At 65.2% G+C, this 20,569-nt stretch carries 17 protein-coding genes; 2 read left to right on the top strand and 15 right to left on the bottom strand.

The window, feature by feature from the left end; translation table 11 throughout:
* Positions 1-6 precede the first annotated feature (6 nt).
* Positions 7-267 carry a type II toxin-antitoxin system prevent-host-death family antitoxin gene (locus FJ417_RS25275; protein WP_140659450.1) on the top strand — a complete coding sequence of 87 codons (261 nt, stop codon included), beginning with the start codon at positions 7-9 and terminating at the stop codon, positions 265-267.
* A 443-nt stretch (positions 268-710) separates the two neighbouring features.
* Here the strand turns inward: FJ417_RS25275 and FJ417_RS25265 are convergent, their stop codons facing one another.
* The 12 genes from FJ417_RS25265 to FJ417_RS25210 form a co-directional block, all read right to left on the bottom strand.
* A complete protein-coding gene (locus FJ417_RS25265) occupies positions 711-3,668 on the bottom strand; it encodes a bifunctional [glutamine synthetase] adenylyltransferase/[glutamine synthetase]-adenylyl-L-tyrosine phosphorylase (protein WP_140785301.1) in 2,958 nt (985 codons plus the stop codon).
* Positions 3,669-3,680: 12 nt separating this feature from the next.
* On the bottom strand, positions 3,681-5,162 hold the full coding sequence (locus FJ417_RS25260) for a HAMP domain-containing sensor histidine kinase (RefSeq protein WP_140785300.1): 1,482 nt from the start codon (positions 5,160-5,162) through the stop codon (positions 3,681-3,683).
* 8 nt (positions 5,163-5,170) lie between these two features.
* Positions 5,171-5,845 (bottom strand): response regulator transcription factor, encoded by a 675-nt coding sequence (locus tag FJ417_RS25255; RefSeq protein WP_040991372.1) that lies wholly within the window; start codon positions 5,843-5,845, stop codon positions 5,171-5,173.
* A 367-nt stretch (positions 5,846-6,212) separates the two neighbouring features.
* A complete protein-coding gene (locus FJ417_RS25250; protein ID WP_140785299.1) occupies positions 6,213-7,769 on the bottom strand; it encodes a Do family serine endopeptidase in 1,557 nt (518 codons plus the stop codon).
* Positions 7,770-8,108: 339 nt separating this feature from the next.
* Entirely contained in the window at positions 8,109-8,573 is a 465-nt protein-coding gene (locus FJ417_RS25245) for a cytochrome c-type biogenesis protein (protein WP_140785298.1), read from the bottom strand.
* Positions 8,570-10,561 carry a heme lyase CcmF/NrfE family subunit gene (locus FJ417_RS25240; protein WP_140785297.1) on the bottom strand — a complete coding sequence of 664 codons (1,992 nt, stop codon included), beginning with the start codon at positions 10,559-10,561 and terminating at the stop codon, positions 8,570-8,572. Before FJ417_RS25240 ends, FJ417_RS25245 begins: the two co-directional genes overlap by 4 nt.
* Positions 10,561-11,001 (bottom strand): cytochrome c maturation protein CcmE, encoded by a 441-nt coding sequence (gene ccmE, locus FJ417_RS25235; protein ID WP_140785296.1) that lies wholly within the window; start codon positions 10,999-11,001, stop codon positions 10,561-10,563. The genes FJ417_RS25240 and ccmE overlap by 1 nt, the downstream gene beginning before the upstream one ends.
* Before the next feature lie 4 nt (positions 11,002-11,005).
* Positions 11,006-12,142, bottom strand: a complete 1,137-nt coding sequence (gene ccmI, locus FJ417_RS25230; RefSeq protein ID WP_140785295.1) for a c-type cytochrome biogenesis protein CcmI — start codon at positions 12,140-12,142, stop codon at positions 11,006-11,008.
* 104 nt (positions 12,143-12,246) lie between these two features.
* Positions 12,247-12,684 (bottom strand): hypothetical protein, encoded by a 438-nt coding sequence (locus tag FJ417_RS25225; RefSeq protein WP_140659446.1) that lies wholly within the window; start codon positions 12,682-12,684, stop codon positions 12,247-12,249.
* 128 nt (positions 12,685-12,812) lie between these two features.
* On the bottom strand, positions 12,813-14,240 hold the full coding sequence (locus FJ417_RS25220; RefSeq protein WP_140659447.1) for an ATP-binding protein: 1,428 nt from the start codon (positions 14,238-14,240) through the stop codon (positions 12,813-12,815).
* On the bottom strand, positions 14,224-14,889 hold the full coding sequence (locus FJ417_RS25215; protein ID WP_027164846.1) for a response regulator transcription factor: 666 nt from the start codon (positions 14,887-14,889) through the stop codon (positions 14,224-14,226). Before FJ417_RS25215 ends, FJ417_RS25220 begins: the two co-directional genes overlap by 17 nt.
* A gap of 64 nt (positions 14,890-14,953) precedes the next feature.
* Complete coding sequence (locus tag FJ417_RS25210; protein ID WP_140785294.1) at positions 14,954-15,253, bottom strand: hypothetical protein; 300 nt, start codon at positions 15,251-15,253, stop codon at positions 14,954-14,956.
* A 346-nt stretch (positions 15,254-15,599) separates the two neighbouring features.
* Between FJ417_RS25210 and FJ417_RS25205 the strand changes: the two genes are divergently transcribed.
* Positions 15,600-15,986 carry an ester cyclase gene (locus FJ417_RS25205; protein WP_140658805.1) on the top strand — a complete coding sequence of 129 codons (387 nt, stop codon included), beginning with the start codon at positions 15,600-15,602 and terminating at the stop codon, positions 15,984-15,986.
* 14 nt (positions 15,987-16,000) lie between these two features.
* On the opposite strand, the gene FJ417_RS25200 is transcribed toward FJ417_RS25205, so the two are convergent.
* From FJ417_RS25200 to FJ417_RS25190, 3 genes are all read right to left on the bottom strand, one after another.
* The gene (locus FJ417_RS25200) at positions 16,001-16,408 is read right to left on the bottom strand and encodes a DUF3168 domain-containing protein (RefSeq protein ID WP_140658806.1); all 408 of its coding nucleotides are present in this window, start codon (positions 16,406-16,408) and stop codon (positions 16,001-16,003) included.
* 143 nt (positions 16,409-16,551) lie between these two features.
* Positions 16,552-18,105, bottom strand: coding sequence for a trimethylamine methyltransferase family protein (locus tag FJ417_RS25195; RefSeq protein ID WP_140785293.1), 1,554 nt, complete (start codon positions 18,103-18,105; stop codon positions 16,552-16,554).
* A gap of 12 nt (positions 18,106-18,117) precedes the next feature.
* Positions 18,118-20,529, bottom strand: a complete 2,412-nt coding sequence (locus tag FJ417_RS25190) for an FAD-dependent oxidoreductase (protein WP_140785292.1) — start codon at positions 20,527-20,529, stop codon at positions 18,118-18,120.
* Between the last annotated feature and the right edge of the window lie 40 nt (positions 20,530-20,569).

Raw genomic sequence — 20,569 nt, 5'->3', positions numbered from 1 at the left:
TTTCCCATGCGCGTAACATCCACTGAATTCCAACAGAATGTCGGCCGCTTTCAGGATGCAGCGCAGCGGGCGCCGGTCGCGATTACCAAAAATGGCCGGACCCATACGGTGCTTCTCTCGGCGGCAATGTTCGAAGTGCTGGTCAAAGGGCGGGTTGCTAGACCCGTGGAGGAACTGGACGACGAGACGGTGAAAGCCATCGCCGAAAGCTCAGTCCCATCCCAGTTCGATGAGTTGGATGAAATGATCAAAGACTGGGCACCGTGAGCCTGCCCAAGCCCGTTCCCGGCCTGGTGATTTCCTATTCCTATCTTTGGTTGGATGAACATATGAGAGGTATTGAAGAGGGCCGCAAGAACCGCCCGTGTGCGATTGTCGCCGCACGTCGGATTGTGGAGGGGCGCGAAGTCGTGACGGTGGTTCCGATCACGCATTCCCTCCCGGCCGATCCTGCCGATGGCATCGAAATGCCTGCGCCTCTCAAGGCTTACCTTGGGCTCGACGATATGCCGTCATGGGTCGTGGTGAGTGAAACCAACGATTCCTTTGGCCAGGCCCCGATCTCAGACCAATTCCAGGAAGCAGTCCCTCCCGCTTCCACTATGGCATGCTGCCGCCACGCTTCTACGCGCATCTGCGGGATCGGCTTCTGCAGGCACATGCGCGTCGCAATCTCCGCCGCGTGCAACGCACCGATTAGCCCCGCGATCTCAGGATCCTCCCGCAACCCGCAGCAAATGGTCGAAGTCCTGCCTGACCTTTCGCGACGTCTCCTTGAGATGTGCTTCCAGGACACCGAAATCCGGCAGGTCAGTGACCGCCAGAAGCAGATCCGAGAGTCCAGGTGGGACATCGTCGCGCTGGAACTCGCCGATGAGGCAAAGCCTGATCATCTGGGTCAGCGCCAGATAGAGCCGATAGGCCTCGCCAAGCTCTTCACGCACATCGGCTGAGGCGAAATCCGGAGAAAGCCGGGCCAAAATGTCGGCGGTCGCCGTGACCCGGCGGCCAGGCTCAATCGCGCCGGCGATGACCGCGACCTGGGCGATGAATTCGAGATCGATGAGCCCGCCCGGGATCAGCTTGATGTCCCAGAGGTCGCGCGGCGGCTTCTCCTTCTCGATCAGCGCCCGCATCTCCGAGGCCTCGGCTTTCACCTTGGCGGCATTGCGCGGCTGCGCCAGCACCGCCGCCACCTCATCATCGAGCTCGGCGCAGAGTTCGGCATCGCCGCCGACGGCGCGGGCCCGTGCCAGCGCCATGTGCTCCCAGGTCCAGGCATCCCGGCGCTGATATTTCTTGAACGCATCGATATGGGTGGCGACCGGCCCCTTGTTGCCCGAGGGGCGCAGGCGCAGGTCCAACTCATAGAGCACGCCTTCGGCCGTCGGCGCCGAGACGGCGGCGATCAGGCGCTGCGTCATGCGGGTATAGTAATGCGAAGGCGCCAGCGGCTTTTCGCCGTCGGAGTCCTCGGCATCCGCGTCGTGGTCGTAGAGCAGGATGAGATCGACATCCGAACCGGCCGTGAGTTCGCGGCTGCCGAGCTTGCCCATGCCGAGCAGGGCCACCCTGCCGCCGGCGATCCTGCCGTGGCGCAGCGCGAATTCGGCGATCACCGCGTTCAGCGCCGCCTCGATGGTGAGATCGGCGAGATCGGAGAAGGCGCGGCCGGCGCGCGCGGGATCGATCGAGCCGGCAAGCAGGCGCACGCCGATCAGGAATTTCTGCTCGGAGGCGAAGATGCGCAGGCGGTCAAGCACATCCTCATAGGCGCGGTCGCCCTCGATGAAGGCGGCAAGCCGTGCCGAAAGATAGGCGCGGTCCGGCAGTTCGGTAAGCAGGGCCGGGTCGAGCAGGCCGTCGAAGACATGCGGGCGGCGGGTGATGATGGCAGCCAGCCTTGGCGCCGCGCCCATGATGGTCGCCATCAGCTTCAAGAGCGCCGGGTTCGATTGCAGCAGCGAGAAAAGCTGGATGCCCGCTGGCAGGCCGGCGAGGAACTCGTCGAAGCGCATCAGCGCCTCGTCGGCGCGACGCGTCTGGCCGAAGGCTTTGAGCAATGCCGGGGTCAGTTCGGTCAGCCTCTCGCGCGCCTCCGCCGACTGGGTGACGCGGTAGCGCCCGAAATGCCAGCCGCGGATGACGCGGCAGATGTCGCTCGGCCGCTGGAAGCCGAGGCCATGCAGCGTCTGCAGCGTATCGGGATCGTCGACATCGCCGGTGAAGACCAGATTGCCGACGCCGGCCGAGAGCTCGGGTGCTGTCTCGAACAGCGCCGCGTAGTGGCGCTCGACCTGCTGCAGCGAGGCGCGGAAGGCCTGCGTGAATTCCGCCTCGCCGGCAAATCCCAGCATCAGCGCGATGCGTTTGAGCTCCTCGTCTTCTTCCGGCAGGACGTGCGTCTGCTCGTCAGCGACCATCTGGATAGCGTGCTCGACACGGCGCAGGAACCAGTACTGACGGGTGAGCGCATCGCGCGCGTCGGCGGTGATCCAGCCGCGCGCGGCAAGCGCTGCGAGCATCGGCACGGTCTCGCGGCCGCGCAGCTCCGGGAAGCGGCCGCCGGCGATGAGCTGCTGGGTCTGGACGAAGAACTCGATCTCGCGGATGCCGCCGCGGCCAAGCTTGACGTTATGGCCCTTCACCGTGATCTCGCCATGGCCCTTGTGGGCATGGATCTGGCGCTTGATCGAATGGACGTCGGCGATCGCCGCATAGTCCATGTATTTGCGCCAGACATAGGGTTGCAATTCCTTGAGGAAGGCGGCGCCGGCAGCAAGATCGCCGGCAACCGGCCGCGCCTTGATCATGGCGGCGCGCTCCCAGTTCTGGCCGCGCGCCTCGTAATAGCGAAGCGCTGCCTCGACCGGGATTGCCAGCGGCGTCGAGCCGGGATCGGGGCGCAGCCTCAGATCGGTGCGGAAGACATAGCCATGCTCGGTGCGATCCTGCAGGATGCGCACGAGACGACGGGTAAGCCTGGAGAACAGCTCGGTCGCGTCGAGCGGATCGATGACGGCCGGCGCCTCCGGCTCGAAGAAGACGACGAGATCGATGTCGGAGGAGAAGTTCAGCTCATGCGCGCCGAGCTTGCCCATGCCGAGCAGGATCCAGCCTGAATCCCTGGCAGGCTCGGCCGGATGCGGTAGCTTGAGCTTGCCTTGCCGATGCGCGTCGAGCAGCAGGAAATCGACGGCGGCGCATGTGCAGGCGTCGGCAAGATCGCTGAGCCGGCGCACCGTCACGGAGGTCTCCGCCTCGCCTGAAAGATCGGCCAGCGCGATCAGGAAATGCGCTTCGGTCTTCCATTGCCTGAGCGCCATCATCAGGCTCGCTTCCGAAGCGTCTTCCGTCTTGGCCGCGCCGCCGATCGCTTCGCCGATGGCATCGAGCCGCGCTTCGATCGTCAGGTCGAACAGCGTATCGAGGATCGCCGGCCGCCGGCGCGCCACGTCGCGCAGGAAGGGCGAGAGGTCGAAGACGGCCGCCAGCAGATCCTGCAGCGGCCCCTCGCCCGCCAGGAACGCAGCGAGTCGGGAACACCCCTCCTCCTCGGCGGCGTCGGCGATTTCCGACAATTCGCGCCGGGCATGTTTCGCGTCCAGGGAGCGGAGCGCCAGTGTCGGGCTAAGCCGGAATTCGGATTCGATTTTCTTCTTCGCCATTTATCCGCGCCATCAATGCGTCTCCCGCAATGGGAAACTCATGACTACGGACAATCCGGGATTGGCAGGCAAAAGATCAAGCTTTCCGTTGTGGAAAGTCATGATTGCCTTGGCCAGGCTGAGACCCAGGCCCGAGCCCGGCTGCGAGCGGCTCTTTTCCAGGCGCACGAAACGCTCCGTGGCTCGGGCACGATCGGCGTCGTCCGGAATGCCGTGGCCGTTGTCGCTGACGGCAAGCTTGATCTCGTTGCCGAGGCGCTCCAGCGCCACACGCACTTTCGGCGTCTCGGCGGCGTCGGTTGAATATTTGATGGCGTTGTCGACGATGTTGGACAGCGCCTGGCCGATCAGTTCGCGGTTGCCGTTGATCGCAAAGGCCTCGGGCACGGTCGTTTCCAGCGCGACGCCCGCCTCTTCCGCCACCGGCTCGTAGAGTTCGACGACGTCGCTCACCGTCGCGGCGAGATCGACGGGACCGGTCTGTTCCGAGGAATAGCCAGCCTCCAGGCGCGAGATCATCAGGATGGCGTTGAATGTCTTGATGAGCTGGTCGGACTCCGCGATCGTGCCTTCCAGCGCCTGGCGGTAATCTTCTGTCTTGTGCCTGCCGGCGAGCGTCGCCTCGGCGCGGTTGCGCAGTCTGGTCAGCGGCGTCTTCAGATCATGGGCGATGTTGTCGGAGACCTGCTTCAGCCCCTCGTTCAGCATGGCGATCCTGGCCAGCATCGAATTGAGGTTCGCCGACAGGCGGTCGAATTCGTCGCCGGCGCCGGTGACCGGCAGCCGTCCGGACAAATCGCCGCCCATGATGCGGCGGCTGGCGTCCGAGACGCTGTCGATGCGCTTCAGCGCCGCGCGCCCGACAAAGAACCAGATCAGGATGCCGCCAAGCCCCATCATACCGAGCGCCAGGGTCAGCGCGCGGCTGATGACAGCGCGGAAGCGCTCGGGCTCGCCAAGGTCGCGGCCGACCAGCATGATCATCTGGTTGGGCAGTCGCAACACCAGCGCGATGGCGTTGTGGCCCTTTTCCCCCGTGGACTGGGGGCTGTTGCTGCCCTCGTTGGCCGGAGGCGTGGACTGGTCCGAACCGCCGCTGCGCAGCCGATCGAGCTCGCCCTCGCCGAAGCGCTGGTAGGAAAACGGTTCCGTCGTCCAGCCCTCGGTCTCTATGACCCCTGGCTCCAGGCTCTGCACATTGCCGGTCAGGATCTGGCCATTGGCGTCGGCGATCAGGTAAAGATTGGCGCCGGGCTGGCGCGAGCGGGCCTCGACGACGCGCACCAGCACCGGCAGGCCGCCGCGCTGATAGGCGCGGGCCAGGCCCAGCACCTCGTCGTTGATGGTCTCCTGCGTCTGCGCGGTCAGCATGCGCGCCGACAGCGACGTCATGTAGAAGACGAGCAGCACGGCGCAGAGCGCGAAAAGCAGAAGATAAAGCGCCGAAAGCCGGGCCGCCGTCGTCTTCATGATGGCCGGCAGTGAGAGAGCCATCTGTGGCTTCACCCGCCCTTCAGCATGTAGCCGGCGCCGCGGATCGTGTGCAGGATCGGCTTGTCGAAGCCTTTTTCGATCTTGCCGCGCAGGCGCGAGACGTGGACGTCGATGACATTGGTCTGCGGATCGAAGTGATAATCCCAGACATTTTCCAGAAGCATGGTGCGCGTCACCACCTGTCCGGCATGGCGCATCAGATATTCGAGCAGGCGGAACTCGCGCGGCTGCAGCGTGATCTCGCGGCCGGCGCGCTTGACCGAATGCGACAGCCGGTCGAGCTCGAGATCGCCGACACGGTAGACGGTCTCGGATTCGCGCGCGCTGGCGCGGCGGTTCAGCACCTCGACGCGGGCAAGCAATTCGGAAAAGGCATAGGGCTTGGTGAGATAATCGTCGCCGCCGGCGCGCAAGCCCGTGACGCGGTCGTCGACCTCGCCCAGCGCCGAAAGGATCAGCACCGGCGTGGTGTTGCCGCGCGAGCGAAGTGCGGCGATCACTGACAGGCCGTCACGGCGCGGCATCAGGCGGTCGACCACCATCACGTCATAGTCGCCGGCATCGGCGAGCGCGAAGCCGGTCTCGCCGTCGCCGGCGACATGGGCGGTGTGGCCCGCCTCGGCGAAGGCTTTCTGCAAATAATCCGCCGCCTCGCGATCATCTTCCATGACGAGAATCTTCATGGGACCGTTATACGCGATTTCATCGGAAGTTTGAGAGGCAGTCATTCTTCGGGCCTTGCCTTCATTAGTCGCATGTCTTCTTCCCAAAACCGGCGACCACTTTTGGGCGACATGCATTTCGTTCCGCATGCCGTGATCCCAAAACCGGTGCCCACTTTTGGGCGACATGCATTTCGTTCCGCATGTCGTGATCCCAAAACCGGTGCCCACTTTTGGGCGACATGCGATAAGCGGCAGCGGGTCATGGGAAACCCGCTGCCGCCAGGAGCGAAACACGGTGACTGACTTACGTGCTCGGCCCCATGTTTTCCCGGCGGCGGCTCGGGGGTGTTGATACCGCCGCAGGGAAAATCTGAACGCTGAAATCTCAGCCCTTGCCGACCGGCAGCGCCACAAAACGGTTCGAGTCGTCGCGGGTGATCTGCATCAGCACCGCCTTGCGGCCGGCCTTGGCTGCATCGGCCATGGCCTTGGAGACGTCGTCGGTGGTGTTCACGTCGTTCGAATTGATCGAGGTGATGACGTCGCCCGGCTGGATGCCACGGTCGGCCGCGTCGCTGTCAGGATCGACGTCGGTGACCACGAGGCCCTTGCCGTTTTCCGCCTTGGTGACGGTCAGGCCGAGATCGGCCAGCGTGTCGGCCTTGGCGGCGGGCGCCGACTGCTTGTTGTTGTCGTCGTTCGAGGCCTGCTTGTCGCTTGCCGGCAACGTGCCGAGATCGACCTTGACCGTCTCGTTCTTGCCGCTGCGCCAGACGGTGACGTCGACCGATTTGCCCGGCGCGAATGCGCCGATCATGCGGGCGAGCTCCTTCGGCGAAGCGACATCCTTGCCGTCGACCTGGGTGATGACGTCGCCGGCGGCGATGCCCGCCTTCTTGCCCGGACCGGAATCCTGGGCGCTCGAGACCAGCGCGCCCTTGTCCGACTTCAGGCCGAGCGACTCCGCGATGTCGGAGGTGACCGGCTGGATCTCGACGCCGAGCCAGCCGCGCTGGACGGAGCCGCTCTTCATCAGGTCCTGGACGACCTGCTTGGCGGTCGAGGCCGGGATGTCGAAGGCAATGCCGACGCTGCCGCCCGACGGCGAGAAGATCGCGGTGTTGATGCCGATCACCTGGCCGTTGAGGTTGAAGGTCGGACCGCCCGAATTGCCGCGATTGACCGAAGCATCGATCTGGATGAAGTCGTCATAGGGGCCGGCGCCGATGTCACGGCCGCGAGCCGAGACGATGCCGGCGGTGACGGTGCCGCCGAGACCGAAGGGATTGCCGACCGCAACCACCCAGTCACCGATGCGAACCTTGGAGTCGTCGGCAAAGTCGACATAGGTGAACTTGTTGCCGCCGCCATCGACCTTGAGCACGGCGAGATCGGTGCGCGGATCGGTGCCGATCAGCTTGGCGTCGAGTTCCTTGCCGTCATTGGTGACGACGCTGAAATCCGAGCCTTCCGAAACCACATGGTTGTTGGTGACGAGATAACCGTCTTCCGAGATGAAGAAGCCCGAGCCCTGAGCGACCGGACGCGGCTCGCCATTGCCATGGTCGCGATGGTTGAAGCGGCGCATACCGAACTGGCCGCCCTGACCCTGGTCGCCGAAGCCGCGGAATTCCTTGAAGAAGCGGCGCAGCTGCGGATTGTCGGGCAGGTTATCGAAACCGTCCTGATCGTCCGAGCCGTTGTCGGCCGTCGGTTGGATCTTGGCCTTGACCTTGACGCTGACGACCGCCGGCGAGACATGCTCGACGACATCGGCGAAGCTCGGCACCTGCGGGGCTTCGACGCGCACGGCATCGGCCAGCACGGGGGCGGTGCCGGTTGCGATCATGCCCGCGCCAACCGTGCCGACAAGGGCCAGAGAAGCGACGGCGGCCATCAGGCGCTTTCGGGTGCGGGAAAATGAATTGGGGGCGTTATTCATGGGGGTTCTTATCCTCTATCGACGTGGATGCGCTCAGGCGAAGCATCCTCGGGCAAGAGGATTAGAGAGCCGCACATTACGGCGCCATTTCCGGTACATGAAAGTTTTGTAATGTTGGCCGAGTTCGTCATTGCAGGGCGAAGCTCCGTCGCGGAGACGCTGGAATCCAGGCCGTTACCTTCGCCGAAGGTTGCAGCGGAGCAGAATTCTGCACCGTTCGCGGCGCGTCGGCGTAACGGAATGGATTCTATGGTCTGCGCGCGTCGCTTCGCTCCTTGCTCCGCCATAGAATGACGACCCGCGAGCGGCCGTGGCCACTTATCGACGTCAGCGATGGCGCTAATCGCTTAGCATCTTGTCCAGCGCCGCCTGTTCCTCGGCACTCAGAGTGCTACCCGATGTCGGGCGGCGCGAGCGGGCGCTGAGCACGATGAACAGACCGCCGGCCAGAAGCAGAAGCACCGGCGTACCCCACAAAAGCGCGGTGCGCAGGCTGAAGCGCGGCTTGAGCAGCACGAACTCGCCATAGCGCGAAACGATATAGTCCATCACCTGCTGGTCGGTGTCGCCGGCAACGAGGCGCTGGCGCACCAGGACGCGCAGGTCCCGGGCAAGATCGGCGTCGGATTCGTCGATCGACTGGTTCTGGCAGACCATGCAGCGCAGGCCTTCCGACAGCGCGCGCGCCCTCGCCTCCAATGCGGGGTCCTGCAGCACTTCATCAGGCTTCACCGCCTGGGCTGGGCCGGCGAAAAACAGCGCCAGCAACAGGACCAGCGGAACGAGCGAAAACTTCGCCTTCATGTCGAGCTCGCCGATACCGTGGCGGCAGCCGGCTTGCGGCGCTTGGCCGGCGCGCCGACGCGCAGGCGACGGTCGAGCAGCGACATGGCGGCGCCCGCCATCATCACCAGTCCGCCGCCCCAGATCAGCGTCACCAGCGGCTTCCACCAGAGGCGCACGACGACGGAGCCGTCGTTGTTCTCGTCGCCGAGCGACAGATAAAGCTGGCTCAACCCAATCGTCCTGATGCCGGACTCCGTCGTCACCGTCTGGCGCACCGGATAGAAGCGTTTCGCGGAGGTGATTGCGTCATCGGCGTTGCCGTCGGCGCCTACCAGCAGGAAGCGGCCGCGATCCTCGGTGAAGTTCGGGCCTTTCTGCGGGGAGAGCCCCTCGAAGCGCAGCGTGTGGCCGGAGAGCTCCACCGTCTCGCCGGGATGCATCGAGAGGATTTTCTCCGTGCCGAAGCAGAGCGTGCCGACAATGCCGAGCAAGGTCAGCCCGAGGCCAAGATGGGCCAGCGCCGTGCCGAAGACGGAGCGCGGCAGGCCGGCGAAGCGGCGCAGCATGATGCCCGGCGCCACCGAACCGAAACCGGATTTGACCGCAAGGTCGGTCAGTGCACCGGCGACCAGCCAGACGGCGAGGCCGACGCCGAGTGCCGCGAACACCGAGGCGCCGTCGATGAACAGGCCAGTGACCAGCATCGCGGCGATTGCCAGGGCGAAGGCCGCCATCAGCCGCTGCGAGGCGGCAATGACGTCGCCGCGTTTCCAGGCGAGCAAGGGGCCGAACGGCACGATCGCGAGCAGCGGCAGCATCAGCGGGCCGAAGGTCAGGTCGAAGAAGGGCGCGCCGACCGAGATCTTGCCGCCGGTGAGCGCCTCCAGCGCCAGCGGGTAGAGCGTGCCGACCAGCACCGTCGCCGTGGCGGTGGTGAGAAAGAGGTTGTTCAGCACCAGCGCGCCCTCGCGCGAGATCGGATGGAACAGGCCGCCCGCCGTCAGCCGCGAGGCGCGCAGCGCAAACAGCGCCAGCGAGCCGCCGATGAACAGCGTGAGGATGCACAGGATGAAGACGCCGCGCGCCGGATCGGTGGCAAAGGCGTGCACCGAGGTCAGCACGCCGGAACGCACCAGGAAAGTGCCGAGCAGCGACAGCGAGAAGGTCAGGATGGCGAGCAGCAGCGTCCAGATCTTCAGCGCCGAACGCTTCTCCATGACGATCCCCGAGTGGAGCAGCGCGGTGCCGGCAAGCCAGGGCATGAAAGAGGCGTTCTCGACCGGATCCCAGAACCAGAAGCCACCCCAACCGAGCTCGTAATAGGCCCAGTAGGAGCCCATGGCGATGCCGCCGGTCAAAAACATCCAGGCGACAAGCGTCCAAGGCCGCACCCAGCGTGCCCAGGAGGCGTCGATGCGCCCCTCGATCAGCGCCGCGACCGAGAAGGAGAAGCAGATCGAGAAGCCGACATAGCCGAGATAGAGCATCGGCGGGTGGATCGCGAGGCCGAGATCCTGCAGGATCGGGTTGAGGTCGCGGCCCTCGATCGGCGCCGGGTTGAGGCGGATGAAGGGGTTGGACGTCGCCAGGATGAACAGGAAGAAGGCAGCGCCGATCATGCCCTGCACGGCCAGTACATTGGCCTTGAGCGTTGACGGCAGGTTGTTGCCGAAGACCGCGACCAGCGCGCCGAAGAAGGTCAGAATCAGCACCCACAGCAGCATCGAGCCTTCGTGGTTCCCCCAGGTGCCGGTGATCTTGTAGATCATCGGCTGCAGCGAATGGGAGTTCTCCCACACGCTCGCCACCGAGAAGTCGGAGCCGGCATAGGCGCTGGCGAGGGCAGCGAAGGACAGCGCGGTCAACGCGAAGCCGGTGACCGTGACCGGACCGCCGACCGCCATCAGGCGCTGATTGCCGGTGCGGGCGCCGACGAGCGGCACCAGCATCTGCACCAGCGACAGAGCGAAGGCCAGCACGAGCGCGAAATGTCCGGTCTCAACCATCAATTTGTGCTTTCTTGCCAGACGCCCTTGGCCTTCAGGCCGTCGGCGACTTCCTTGGGCATGTAACGCTCGTCATGCTTGGCCAAAACGCTGTCGGCGACGAACACGCCGTCCGGGCCGAAAGCGCCCTCGGTGATGACGCCCTGATCCTCGCGGAACAGGTCGGGCAGGATGCCGGTATAGGTGACCTTGACCGATTTCTGCTTGTCGGTGACCGAAAAGGCGACGGTGGCGCCATGGCCGCGCACGATGGTGCCCTTCTCGACGAGACCGCCGAGCCGGATGCGTTGTCCGGGCGGCAAACTCGCCGTGGCGAGATCGGCCGGCATGTAGAAATAGGAGGCCTTCTGTCCAAGCGCATAGAAGGTGAGGCCGGCAGCGGCGCCGAGGAAAGCCAGCCCCGCCACGATCACCGACAGTCGCTTCTGCTTGCGCGTCATTGCCTTACTCCGTCGCCGTTATGCCGAGCGAGGCGGCAAAGGCGGTGAATTTCCTGGCCTGTTCACTATCCGCCCCGAAGGCGGCGACAGCGCGGCCGAGCGCGGCCCGCGCCTGGTCGGCCTTGCCAAGCACGACATAGGAACGGATGAGCCGCATCCATCCTTCCTCGTCACGCGGATTCTGCTTCAATTTGTCGTCCAACCCGGCGACCATGGTCTCGATCATCGCCTGCCGGTCCTGCGGCGACATCTGTTGCGCGGCTTCCACCTGCCGCGCATCCGGGCCGTTGGCCGGCGTGCCGGCCGCGACAGCCGGTTCGCCCGCCTCGGCAAGCGCCTGCTGAACGGCGTTGCGCCAGGGCGAATCCGGCGCCAGCTGGCCGAGCATCTTTTGCCAGGCGGTGACGGCCTCGGCCTTCTTGCCTTCCTGGGCGAGGCCGACGCCCAAGTAGAAATTCGCCTTGGCGTTGGCCGGATCGAGCTTCAGGGCAGCCTCGAAGGCGCTTTGGGCGTCGGCCGAAACGATGCCACCGGCAGCATTGGCGATCGCCTCGCCGAGACCCGACTGGCGCACGGCACTGTCGCCGTCGAGGCGGATGGCGTTGCGATAGGCGGTCACGGCGTCAGGAAAGCGCTGCAGCCGAAGATAGATCGGCGCCAGCACATCCCAACCCTTGCCGTCCGACGGATTGGCGGCGAGATGGGCTTCGGCGCGGGCGACCAGTTCGTCGACCGAGGAATCAGCCGGGTTCTTGGCCAGACGTTCGGCCAGCGGCTGCGAGGGCAGATCGGGAGAGCCGAGCATGCCGTAGAGCCCCCAGCTCAACAGGGGAACCGCAAGCACGGCCACGCTGGCGACCCATCTGGCGCTGCGCGCGGGCCTGGGCGTCGCCGCGCCCGGCTGCAAAGCCGCGCCCAGACGCAGGATGCGCCGGCCGATCTCGGCACGCGCCTCCTCGGCCTCGCCGGGCTGGATCAGGCCGCGCGCCATGTCGCGGTCGAGCTCGGAAAGCTGGTCGCGATAGACTTCGAGATCGTGATCGCCAGCCGGCGACGCGCCCTTTATGCCGCCGGTGAGCGGCAACAGCACCGCCAGGCTGGCGCCCAGCGTGAGGATTGCGGCTATGACCCAGAACAGCATGCCTATTCCAATAGCGGCAGAGCCCTGCCCTGCCAACACGACCATCGTGCGACGCTTTGACGGCAGACGCCGTCGGCCGCAGGCCTAATTCCGTCCGAAAGCCGTCAGGTCAGCGGCGTCCAGCTGCCATCGGCGTTGCGGCAGGCGGTGCCGCGCGCGGTGACGCCCGCGCCGCTGGTATAGACGGTGTGGGTGTACTGGCGGCAATCCTGCGAGCCGACCCGGTAGGGCTGGGCGGCGACGACCTCGCCATAATGCGAGGAGTTGTCGCTCTTCCACGTCACTTTCTGGCCACTGGTGTTGTATTCCAGCGCCTTGTATTCCGCTTCCAGGCCTTTGCGCTTTTCGGCATCGCTGAGGCCCGAGCCGACCGATCCGCCGATAAGCCCGCCATTCATGGCCGAAACGATGCTGGTCGAGACCTTGCCGCCGGCGGGCGGCGTGGAAACAGGCGTGACCGGAGAGGTTGGACCGCCCCTGCCGAGCGTCGTGCAGCCGGAAACGGCGAGCAGGGCGGAAACGAGCGCGACGCGGATCTTCATGCCAACAACCGGTTCTCTTGAGCAGGATGAGCTGGGGGCTGCGTCATCGGGGAGGATATCGAGCCCATAGTGTTGACATTTGTCGGAAATTTGGCCGCCAGCCCTCGCTCGCAAATCGAAAAAAAACATCATTGAAGGCTCCGCAATCTCACCACCGCCCTCAAGCCGCCCATGCCGGACCGTTCCAGCGCCAGCGAGCCTCCATACTCGTTGACGAGGTCGGCGACAATGGCGAGCCCGAGCCCTGTTCCCGGCTTCGTCTCATCGAGTCTCTTGCCACGCTTCAACACCTCCCGCGCACTGTCCTCGGGAATGCCCGGGCCGTCATCCTCTATAACGATTTCAAACAGGTTGCCGCTTCCCGAAATAGTGGCGATCGTCACGGCGACGGCGCCCTTAGCCCATTTCATCGCATTGTCGAGCAGATTGCCGAGCAGTTCCTCCAGATCCTCGCGCTCGCCGGCAAAGACGATCTCCGCCGACGGCAGCGACAGCGTCAGCCTGGACTGCGGGTTGAGTTTCCGCAGCACGCGCACCATGCGCTCGACCAGCGGCGAAACCGGCGTGCGGAAGACGACGCTGTCGCGCTGCGCGGCGACGCGGGCGCGCTGCAGATAGTGGTCGACCTGCTTCTGCATGGAGGCGGCCTGCTCGGCGATCAACTGACCCTTGGCGCCGCCAAGCGCCCGGCCTTCATTGATCAGCACGGCGAGCGGCGTCTTCAGCGAGTGGGCAAGGTTGCCGACCTGGGTGCGCGAGCGCTCGACGATGCGCCGGTTGTTCTCGATCAACGCATTGGTCTCGTTGGCGAGCGGCTCGATCTCGGCCGGGAATCTGCCGTCGAGCCGCTGGGCGGTGCCTTCGCGCACCATGGCCAGCGCATTGCGGACCCGGCGCAAAGGCTGGAGACCCAAGAGGATGGCGATGGCGTTGATGGCGATCATGCCGACGCCGAACAGCGACAGATAGGTGAGCAGGCGGCGCTGGAAGCTGGCGATCTCCTGCTCGAGCTCGCTGTGATTGCCCATGACGCGGAAACGGGCGGCGCGGTTCTTCGCGTCCAGCACGAACTCGCTCTCGAAAACTTCGAGCTGCTCGCCCTTTATGCCCTCCATCGAATAGCTGCGCTGGAAGTTCGAGTTGAAGGGCACTTCCGCGACGCTCGGCGACAGGAGTGAAGTCGTCATCGAGGAGGAATGGATTTCGCCATGCACGCCTTCGGAAGCAGGCTCGACCGACCAGTACCAGCCGGAATTCGGCTCGGAAAAGCGCAGATCGCCGAGGTCGGGCGAGCCGGTCAGCGCGCCGTTGTCGGAAATGCCGACGGAACCGATCAGGTTGAACAGATGCGCCGAAAGCAGGCTGTCGAAGCCGCGTTCGCTGGCCTGGCGGTAAAGCGTGGTGATGAGGGTGAAGATGACGACCAGCGTCAGGATCGCCCAGATGGTGGAAAAGGCGATGACGCGGAAGGTCAGCGAGCGCGGCCAGAGCCGCAGCTTCGACAGCCCCGCGCCTATGGTTGGCTTCAGCGGTTCCGCGTCACGCCTCCGGCTCACGCATGCGATAGCCCATGCCACGCACGGTTTCGATCATGTCGATGCCCATCTTCTTGCGAAGCCGGCCGACAAACACCTCGATAGTGTTGGAATCGCGATCGAAATCCTGGTCGTAGAGATGCTCGACCAGTTCGGTGCGCGACACCACCTCGCCCATATGATGCATCAGGTAGGCGAGCAGCCGGAACTCGTGCGAGGTGAGTTTGAGCGGCACGCCGTTGACGTCGGCCTTGGACGCCTTGGTGTCGAGGCGCAGCGGCCCGCAGGTGAGCTCGGATGATGCATGGCCGGCCGCGCGGCGGATCAGCGCCCGCACCCGCGCCAGCACCTCCTCGATGTGGAAGGGTTTGGTCACATAGTCGTCGGCGCCGGCGTCGATGCCGGCCACCTTGTCGCTCCAGCGGTCGCGCGCGGTCAGGATCAGCACCGGCATCTTGCGGTCGCCGCGGCGCCAGCGCTCGACGACGCTGATGCCGTCCATCTGCGGCAGGCCGATATCGAGGACCACGGCATCGTAAGGCTCGGTGTCGCCAAGGAAGTGCCCCTCCTCGCCGTCATAGGCGCGGTCGACCACATAGCCGGCGTCGACCAGCGCGTCGGCCAGCTGCCGGTTGAGATCCTTGTCATCCTCGACGACGAGCACGCGCATGGGTTGAAGCCTGTTGCTGGGGAGACGTATAGGCCGATTCCGCCGGCCTGGGAAACGAGTGAGGTCAGCTCATCGGGACGACGATTTCCGAGCGGCGCGGACGCTGTCCGTCCTTGCCGGGGACCAGCACGACGATGACGCAGACCTGCTGGCCGCCCCGCGTCGCCTGCGAGGCCTTGGCCAGCGTGCCGCCATTCTGCGCGGCGACCTGCTGGCCGATGGCGTAGCAATCGCCGGCGGCAAGCACGACCGGCTGGTCGACCGACGGGACGATGACCGGCATTGCCGTCGTCTGCGACGCAAAGAGGCCGGCTGCGGCAAGCGCCAGCACTGCTTTGCGGAGATGGGAGCCAAGGTTGGTCATGATCACGGTTCTAACGCATATGGGCTGAACGTGAAATGAACGGTGAACAATCGAAAATCCATGCCCGCCATTCCCCTGCGCGAGACAAATGAATGCACCCTGTGACGCCAGTGCAGTCGCCAGGGGCTCCCTCAGGCCCCGGGTGCAAATTCATAGCCGGAAAATCAGTCGGCCCGCTACGCTTTTCGGATGCGGATTCTCCATCCAGCCCTAGCGTTTCACCGTTTCATGGAAACGGCGAACCGCCCTATCTCTCTAATTTAACGCAATTCCGCACGGAAAACCGATCACACTTTTCCTGGAATTGCTCCGGTGTAGGAACGCCGCACGACCATGGGAGCACGCGATGACGCGCGAGGATATTGCCGATCTCTATCGGGGCTACATCGCCTGCCTGAACGACCAGGAGTGGGACAATCTCGGCCGCTTCGTCGGCGACGAGGTGCAGTACAATGGCGAGACGATCGGGCTTTCGGGTTATCGCCGTATGCTGGAAGGCGATTTCGAGGCCATTCCCGACCTGCGCTTCAACATCGAACTCCTGATTTCGGAGCCGCCGCGCGTGGCGGCGCGACTGCATTTCGACTGCCGGCCCAAGGGCGTGCTGTTCGGCCTGCCGGTGCACGGCAGGCGGGTTTCTTTCGCCGAGAACGTCTTCTACGAATTCCACGACCGACGGATTCGCGAGGTCTGGTCGGTCATCGACAAGGCCGCCATCCAGGCGCAGCTCTGAGGTCCGCCAGCCTCTCAGGCGTCTTCCTGCGTCAAGGCGTGGAAGCGCAGCAATCCATGATGGACCGCAAGGTCCTCGTCATAGCGCGCCTCGGCGAATTCCAGCGACAGGCGCGTCTGACCGCGCGAGCCGATGGAAAGTGCTGCGCCATCGAGGCGCGCCTTGATGCTGTCCATGATGAGGCGCGTCTCGGCCTCGCCTTGAGCCTTCGACCAGACGTGCAAGGTGATGAGTTGGTCGCCATCGTTGTCGGCGCCGGTGTCCAGGTCGAAGGCACTGGTACGGCCGTAGGTCACGTGTGGAAAGGCGGCCTTGTCGTTCGCCTGTTCGAGCAGGCCAGCGCCGCCGAGAAGCGCCGATAGCGACGCATCGGTCTTAAGCCTCAGGAACAAGGCCTGCATCAGATCGCTAGGCGCCGTCATCTACCGTCCATCGCCAACACATGTCTCCGCGCCGCAGCCAATTCCGGCAACGTAGCCGCGCTCGCGATCCGATGCCAGATCGCGAATCGGTTTGACTATAGCGTGAAGGGCGAAGGTCTCGAATTTATTACGTTTTCGTCAAATCATGAGACCGGAGCCGCGCCGCCTTCCTCGGTGCGCTTGGCAATGAACTCGTCGAGCACGCCCGCGGTGGCGGCAGCGGAGGCCGGCGGCTGGAAATCGGAAAGAATCCGCTTCCAGATGCCGGTCGCGCGCTCCGTGGCGGTCTTGCCGCCGGCTTGCGTCCAATTGCCGAAATTCGACCAGTCGGCCACCAGCGGCTCATAGAAGGCGGTGCGGTAGCGCGTCATGGTATGCGCCGCCGAGAAGAAATGGCCGCCGGGCTGCACTTCGGCGATGGCCTCGAAGCCGATCGCATCCTCGTCGCCCGGGGTCTTCGCGCAAAGCTCTGCGACCGTCTGCAAGGCTTCGATGTCGGTGATCAGCTTCTCGAGGGAAACGCTCAAACCGCCTTCCAGCCAGCCGGCGGCATGGATGCAGACGGTCGCGCCGGCCAGCACCGAGCCCCACAGCGCGAACTGCGTCTCGTGCGCTGCCTGCGCGTCGGAGATATTGGCGGCGCTGCCGCCGCCGGATCGCCATGGCAGGCCGGTGAAACGCGCAAGCTGGCCCGCGCCGAGCGTGGCCTTGACATGCTCTGGCGTGCCGAAGGCCGGCGCGCCCGACTTCATGTCGACATTGGAGGAGAAGGAACCATAGACCACAGGCGCGCCTGGGCGCGCGATCTGGGCGAGCGTCAGGCCCGCCAGCGCCTCGGCATGCTGCAGCGTCAGCGCGCCGGCAACCGTGATCGGCGCCATCGCGCCTGCCAGGCAGAAGGGCGTGATGATCGATATCTGGCCGGCGCGGGCGAAGTCGATGATGCCCTGCGCCATCGGGATGTCGAGTTGTCGCGGCGAGTTGGTGTTGATGACCGTGTAGCTATGGGCGCTGCCGGCAAACTCGTCTTCGGACAGGCCGCGCGCCAGCCGGATCATCTCGAAACTGTCCTCGACCTGCGGCGTGCCGCGGGCAAAGACGAAAGGCACCTTATCGGACAGCGTCAGTTGCGCCCGGCCGGTGGCATAGTGGCGAAAGCGCGTGTCGATGTCCTGCGGCTCGACGCAGGGGCCGAGCATATGCAGCACGTCGAAATGCTGGATCAGCTTGATGAATTCCTCGAAGGCCTGGAGCGTGCCCGGCCGGCGGCCGCGCTCGAGATCGGTGACGTTCGGGGCGCCGGAGCCGGCCAGGAAGGTCATCGAGCCGAGCTCGAGCATCAGATCCCGCGAGCGGTCGCCGCCAAGGGCGGGAATCGCGCGCGGCGCCGCGGCAAGTGCTGCCTCGACCATGTCGCGGCCGATCCTGACCATCTGGCTGTCTTCGTCGACCAATGCGCCGGCCCTGGCGTAGATCGCGCGGGCCTCGGGCAGCAGCACCTTGATGCCGAGCTCCTCCAGCACGCGCAGCGCGGTAGCGTGGATCGCGGCGACCTGGTCGTCGGAAAAGATCGGCTGCGGCAGGAAGGGGTTCTTCAGCGACCGATAATTCGGATGGCGACTGGATTCGCTGCCCGCCTCGCCCGTGCGCCCACGTCGGCGTTCGCGCCTCAGATCGCGCGCGGCCTCGTCAACCATGGCAGATCCTCCTCATTGCCGCATCGCCTTGCCTTCAGCGTCGTAGGGCGAGGCCGCGATGACGCGCGCCGGCCGTTCGACCCCGACAATGTGTACGGAAAGCTCGGTGCCCTCCCCGGCGAAATCGTCATCGAGCAACGCCAGGGCGACGCTCTTGCCGAGCGTGTAGCCGTAACCGCCGGAAGTGACGAAGCCGATGCGCCGGCCCTTGGACCAGACCGGCTCGAAGCCGCTCGCATCGGCGTCGACAGCGTCGACCTCCAGCGTCACGATGCGCCCGGAAACACCGGCCTCACGCTCTTTCAGCGCCGCTTCGCGGCCAACGAAATCGCCCTTGTCGAAGGCGATGAAGCGGTCGAGCCCGGTCTGGCCGGGCGTGTAACCTTGCGTGAATTCGCGCGACCAGATGCCGAAACTCTTTTCCAGCCTGAGCGAATTCAGCGCGTAATAGCCGATCTCGGCCAAGCCGAGGTCTTCGCCGGCGGCAAGCAGCGTCTCACGCAGGCTCGAATGCAAGGTGGCCGGGCAGTTGATCTCGAAGCCGAGCTCGCCGGCAATGGACAGCCGCGCCACCCGGGCTCGCGCCATGCCGATGTCGAACGCGCCGCAGGACATGAACGGCAGGGTTTTGGCGGAGATGTCCTGATGGGTAGTGCGTTCGACGATCCGACGTGCGTTCGGACCGGTGACGAGGAAGCCGGACATGGCGTCCGAGATGTCGGTGATGGAGACGCCTTCGGCGATGTGCGCCTCGAACCAGCGCATGTGGAATTCGCGCAAATAGTAGGAGCCCATGATCCAGTATTCGCCGCCGCCCCAGTTGAGCACGGTGAGATCCCCCTTCAGCCGGCCGTCGGCCCCAAGCATCGGCGCCAGCTTCGCGCGGCCGGGCTTCGGCAGCCGGCAGGCGAGCAGCCGGTCGAGCCAGGCCTCGGCGCCCGGGCCTGACACGGCATAGCGCGAGAAGGCCGTCGTATCGACGAGACCGGCGGCGCGGCGGACCTGCAGCACCTCGTCGCCGACGATCTCGAAAGCGTTGGAGCGCTTCAGCGTCGTCTCCTCGCGGAATCCCACCGGCGCGAAATAGGCCGGGATCTCCAGGCCCCAGGATGCCGTCCATTCGGCGCCGGCGGCGCTCATGCCGTCATAGGCGCCCGGACGCTTCAGCGGCCGGCCGGCAGGCAGGCGCTCGTTGGGGAAGGTCATGACGAAGCGGCGGGCATAGAACTGGCCCGTGTTTTGCCGCAGATACTCGCGGTTGGCGGCGAAGGCGCCATAGCGGGCGATGTCCATGCCGAAGATGTCGGCTTGCGGCTCGCCGTAGATCATCCACTCGGCCAGCGACTTGCCGACGCCGCCGCCCTGGCTGAAGCCGGCCATGACGCCGCAGGCGACCCAGTAGTTCTTCAGCCCCCTGGCCGGGCCGACCAGCGGATTGCCGTCCGGCGTGAAGGTGAAGGCGCCGTTCACCCATTTGCGGATGCCGGCCTTCGCCAGGCAGGGGAAGCGCTGATAGGCCTTGGAGAGCTCCGGGCTGATGCGGTCGATGTCCTCGGGGATCAGCTCGATGCCGTAATTCCAGGGCGCGCCGTCCATGTTCCAGTGTTTCGGGTTCTGCTCGTAGACGCCGAGCAGGACGCCCTTGCGCTCCTGACGCAGGTAGGAGAAGCCGTCGAGATCGACGGCCAGGCCGAGCTCCTTGTCGAGGGCTGCGACTTCGGGAATGTCCTCGGTGACGAAATAATGATGCTCCATCGGCGTCACCGGAAGGTCGACGCCGGCCATCAGCCCTACCTGCTTGGCCCACAGGCCGCCGGCATTGACGACATGCTCGGTGACGATCGTGCCCTTTTCGGTGACCACGTCCCAGCCGCCATCGGCGCGCGGTTCCAGCTCGATGACGCGGTTGCGCAGGATTACATCGGCGCCGCGCTTTCTGGCGGCGCCGGCATAGGCGTGCGTGGTGCCATAGGGATCGAGATGGCCCTCGTTGGAATCATAGAGGCCGCCGAGCACGTCGCTGACATCGACGATCGGGCAGATCTCCTTGATCTCCTCGGGCGTCACCAGTCGGGCCGTCTCGATGCCGACCGACTGAAACACCGCCCAGGCCGATTTCAGCCATTCCCAGCGCTGCGGGTCGCTCGCCATATTGACGCCGCCGGTCATGTGCAGGCCGGCATTCTGGCCCGACTCGGCCTCGATCTCGCGGTAGAGTTTGATCGTGTAGTCCTGCAGCGCCGCGACATTGGGATCGGCGTTGAGCGCGTGAAAGCCGGCGGCCGCATGCCAGGTCGAGCCAGCCGTCAGCTCGGCGCGCTCGATCAGCGCGACGTCGTTCCAGCCGAACCGCGTGAGATGGTAGAGCACCGAGGCGCCGACCACGCCTCCCCCGATGACGACTGCCCGGTAATGCGATTTCACGAGCCTCTCCCTCTCGTTGGAGGCTCCACCAATACACCTT

Source organism: Mesorhizobium sp. B3-1-7 (genome assembly GCF_006439385.1).
GTDB lineage: Bacteria > Pseudomonadota > Alphaproteobacteria > Rhizobiales > Rhizobiaceae > Mesorhizobium.
This window is presented reverse-complemented; position numbering and strand designations above follow the sequence as displayed.